Annotated in this window: 1 rRNA gene; it reads right to left on the reverse strand. The window is 52.5% G+C overall.

Features of this window, described 5'->3' with window-relative positions:
• Positions 1 to 255 (reverse strand): 16S ribosomal RNA (locus GCN75_RS28990); the annotation flags it as partial.

Genomic DNA, 255 nt, shown 5'->3' on the forward strand with positions numbered 1-255 from the left:
ACTTACAAAACCGCCTGCGCACGCTTTACGCCCAGTAATTCCGATTAACGCTTGCACCCTACGTATTACCGCGGCTGCTGGCACGTAGTTAGCCGGTGCTTATTCTTCAGGTACCGTCATTAGCAAGGGATATTAGCCCTCACCGTTTCTTCCCTGACAAAAGAGCTTTACAACCCGAAGGCCTTCTTCACTCACGCGGCATTGCTGGATCAGGCTTTCGCCCATTGTCCAAAATTCCCCACTGCTGCCTCCCGT

The sequence above is a fragment of the Janthinobacterium violaceinigrum genome (assembly GCF_009208555.1).
GTDB lineage: Bacteria > Pseudomonadota > Gammaproteobacteria > Burkholderiales > Burkholderiaceae_D > Janthinobacterium > Janthinobacterium violaceinigrum.